This window comes from Saccharopolyspora sp., from assembly GCF_017434145.1.
Taxonomy (GTDB): domain Bacteria; phylum Actinomycetota; class Actinomycetes; order Mycobacteriales; family Pseudonocardiaceae; genus Saccharopolyspora_C; species Saccharopolyspora_C galaxeae.
Genome location: NZ_JAFRFW010000366.1, coordinates 1 through 3,226 on the forward strand (window position 1 = coordinate 1; position 3,226 = coordinate 3,226).

4 protein-coding genes and 1 pseudogene are annotated in these 3,226 nt (G+C 71.7%); 2 read left to right on the forward strand and 3 right to left on the reverse strand.

Annotated features, from left to right (window positions below; all coding sequences use genetic code 11):
• Positions 1 to 186 (forward strand): annotated as a pseudogene (locus IJH84_RS09915) (oxidoreductase); the annotation flags it as partial.
• 123 nt (positions 187 to 309) lie between these two features.
• On the opposite strand, the gene IJH84_RS09920 reads toward IJH84_RS09915, so the two are convergent.
• The gene (locus IJH84_RS09920) at positions 310 to 801 is read right to left on the reverse strand and encodes a DNA starvation/stationary phase protection protein (protein ID WP_200068225.1); all 492 of its coding nucleotides are present in this window, start codon (positions 799 to 801) and stop codon (positions 310 to 312) included.
• Between the two features lie 103 nt (positions 802 to 904).
• Positions 905 to 1,462, reverse strand: coding sequence for an NADPH-dependent FMN reductase (locus IJH84_RS09925; protein WP_295143069.1), 558 nt, complete (start codon positions 1,460 to 1,462; stop codon positions 905 to 907).
• A 158-nt stretch (positions 1,463 to 1,620) separates the two neighbouring features.
• Here IJH84_RS09925 and IJH84_RS09930 point away from each other — a divergent pair, with 158 nt between their 5' ends.
• Positions 1,621 to 2,718, forward strand: a complete 1,098-nt coding sequence (locus tag IJH84_RS09930) for an alpha/beta hydrolase (RefSeq protein ID WP_295143071.1) — start codon at positions 1,621 to 1,623, stop codon at positions 2,716 to 2,718.
• A 47-nt stretch (positions 2,719 to 2,765) separates the two neighbouring features.
• Here the strand turns inward: IJH84_RS09930 and IJH84_RS09935 are convergent.
• Positions 2,766 to 3,226: helix-turn-helix transcriptional regulator (locus IJH84_RS09935; RefSeq protein WP_295143074.1), on the reverse strand; the 461-nt coding region annotated here is incomplete at its 5' end.

The window sequence follows — 3,226 nt, forward strand, 5'->3', positions numbered from 1 at the left end:
ACCGGCGCGGTCGGCCTGATCACCTCGCCGGAGCAGGCCGAGGAGGTCGTCTCCTCCGGCTCGGCGGACGCGGTGCTGCTGGCGCGGGAACTGCTGCGCGACCCGCACTGGCCGTTGCACGCCGCGGACCGGCTGCACGCGGACAACATCTGGCCCCGCCAGTACGGGCGCGCCCGCCGCGCCTGACGAACCGGGGCGCCGGACCCCTCCACCCCGATGGACGGGGTGAACGTCTCCTGCGCTCCCCCGGCCGCGAACACGAACGTCCCGCCGGCAGTGGTGCGCCGACGGGACGTTCGTGCGCGCGAGTCAGGCTTCGGCGAGCTGGGCCTGCCACATCCAGTGCGTCTTCTCCAGCTCCTGCGCGATGCTGATCAGCATGTCCTGGGTGACCAGGTCCGTCTTGTCGGTCTCGTCGATCCGGCCGCGCATCCGCCGGATGATCTTCTCCAGCGACTCGACGACCGCCTCGATCACGTCGCGGTCCTGGCGCCAGCCCTTCTCGAAGGTGGGCACGCCGGAACCCTCGGCGACCGTGGAGGCGCGCCCGTCCGGCGGGACGCCGAGCGAAGCGGCCCGTTCCGCGACGTCGTCGGCGAATCCGCGCGCGGCGCTGACCAGCTCGTCCAGCTGGAGGTGCACGGTGCGGAACGACCGGCCGACGACGTTCCAGTGCGCCTGCTTGGCGACCAGGTGCAGGTCGATCATGTCGAGCAGGGTGCCTTGCAGCGCCTTGCCGGTGATGTCCTGCTCCGCATCGCCCAGCGGGCTCGTGACCGGAGCCTTCGACTTGTCGCCCATGAGGTACCTCCTCGTGCTCGGGTGCGCAGTCGGTTCAGGAAACGCACCCGTGGGGTACCCGAGCGGGGCCGGAAAATCACTCGCCGGCGCGGACGGAATCGAATCAGCGGCGCCGCTGCGCGAACTCGACGACCTGTTCACCGATGGTGCGCAGGGTTTCGGCGACCTTCGCGTCGGAGCACTCGCCGTCCGGGCCGAAGCGGGTCTCGGTGGAGTTCACCGCGGCGCCCAGCGGCGTAGGCCACCCGCGCAACGCGTGCACCACCGACCGCAGCGCGTGCAACGTGCTCACGGTGGCCTGCCAGCCGTAGGCGGTTCCGACGCAGCCGACGGCCCGTCCGTCCAGGTAGGGCGGATCGTCGCCGCGCAGGTCCTCGACGTAGTCCAGCGCGTTCTTCATCAGCCCGGAGATCGTGCCGTGGTAACCGGGCGAGGCCAGCACGACGCCGTCCGCGGTGCGCAACGCCCGCACCAGCTGTCCGGCCGCGGGAACGCGCTGCGGGTCCTCCGGGTCGTAGAACGGCAGCACCAGGTCGTCGCCGCCGATCGCCTGCACCTTCGCGCCGGCCGCCTGGGCGCCTGCGAGCACGACGTGCATCGCCCGCTCGGACTGCGAACCCGGTCGCATCGAGCCGCCGAGGCCCACCACGGTCACCGTCATACGTCGATCCTTCCCTCGCAGCGGCGTACCGCTGGCGGCTCGCGATTCACGCTACGACTTGCAGCCAGCTCAAGGTCAAGGTGCGAAGCGGTGTCCCCGAACACGCCTACTTGTGAGTAGCCTCGGGTTCGCGTGTTCACCGTCCGGAAGGTTCCGCCATGTCGATAGCCACCGCTGCGCTCAGCTCCGCCCCGGCCACCCGCGTGCTGGGAGCCGGGTTGCACACCGTGTTCGCGCTGCCGCGCCCGATCCGCCGGGCCATCGCGGGCACGCCGCTGCGGATGGACGGGCAAGAGCTGGCGCTGGACGCGCAACTGCTGCTGAAGATGCAGAAGCTCACCGGAAGCACCCAGCTGTCCGCGCCGACCGCGCAGCTCGCACGCGCGATGATGACCAAGTCGCACGGGATCGTGGAACGCACCGAGATCAGCGGTGTCTCGGTGGGCGACCGGCGCATCCCCACGCCTTCCGGCGAACTCGCAGCCCGGCTGTACCGGCCGCAGCACGTGCACGACCCGAGCGGGCTGCTGGTGTTCTTCCACGGCGGCGGCTGGGTCGTCGGCGACCTGGACACCCACGACGACCTGTGCCGATACCTCGCCAAGAACGCCGGAACGCGGGTGCTGTCGGTGGACTACCGGCTCGCGCCCGAGCACCCGTTCCCCGCCGCGTTCGACGACGCGATGGCGTCCTGGCGGTACGCGGTGGACAAGGCGACCGAACTCGGCACCCGGCCGGAGTGGATCGCCGTCGGCGGGGACAGCGCGGGCGGGAACCTCGCCGCGTCCGTGGCCTACCAGGCCACCCGCGAAGGCGGGACGAAACCGGCATTCCAGCTGCTGCTGTACCCGGCGGTGGACGCAACGGTCCGCAGGCGTTCCCGCGAGGTGTTCGGTGATTTGAACCTGATCCTCAGCGACGCCGACATGACCTGGTTCCTGGACCAGTACGTGCCGGAGATGGACCGGCGCGCCGACGTGCGGCTGTCGGTGCTGCTGGCCGAAGACCTCGCCGGGCTGCCGCCCGCGCACGTGGTCACCGCCGGGTTCGACCCGCTGCGGGACGAAGGCGAGGAGTACGCGCGGCGGCTCACCGAAGCCGGCGTCCCGGTCGTCGCGCGCCGGTTCGACGACCTCGTGCACGGATTCGCGAACCTGCGCCAAGCCGGGACGCGGTTCAACGAGGCGTGCAGCGAGATCGCCGGGACGCTGCGAGCCGGACTCGCGCTGGGCGAGCCGGTCGACTCCGTTCCCTGAGTCCGCGGCGGTCGAGCGGCACCTGAGCCGCCGCCGACTCCCGCGCATCACTCGTCCAGCAGGCCGCGCAGGCGGATCAGCAGATCTTCGCGGGTGTTCGCGCCGAGCCGTTGCTTCATCCGCCCGATGTGGTGCTCCACGGTCTTGGCGGAGATGAACAGCTTCTTGCCGACCTGCTTGTAGGTGAGCCCGGACAGCACCAGCTCGGCGACCTCGCGTTCGCGGCCGCTGAGCGCTCCGCCGTCCGGGCCGCCGACCGCGCGCGGCCGTCCGGGCTTGCCCTGCAGCGAACGGGCGCACTCCAGCAGCGCCAACATCGCGGGGCGGTCCGGCGTGTGCAGCGCCGCCTGCCCGGCCAGCCGGGCACCGTCCCAGGTCAGCCCGGCCGCGTGCAGCCCGCGAGCTGCTTGTTCGGTGGCTTCCCGATCCACCTCACCGGCCAGCACACCCAGCCACGCGCGGGCCGCCGCGGCCATCGCCGACGCCATCGGGCTGCTGGCGGCCATGG

Excerpts from the sequence above, each read along its gene's own strand:
- IJH84_RS09920 (WP_200068225.1), bottom strand. The coding sequence starts at position 801 with ATGGGCGACAAGTCGAAGGCTCCGGTCACGAGCCCGCTGGGCGATGCG.
- IJH84_RS09925 (WP_295143069.1), bottom strand. The coding sequence starts at position 1,462 with ATGACGGTGACCGTGGTGGGCCTCGGCGGCTCGATGCGACCGGGTTCG.
- IJH84_RS09930 (WP_295143071.1), top strand. The coding sequence starts at position 1,621 with ATGTCGATAGCCACCGCTGCGCTCAGCTCCGCCCCGGCCACCCGCGTG.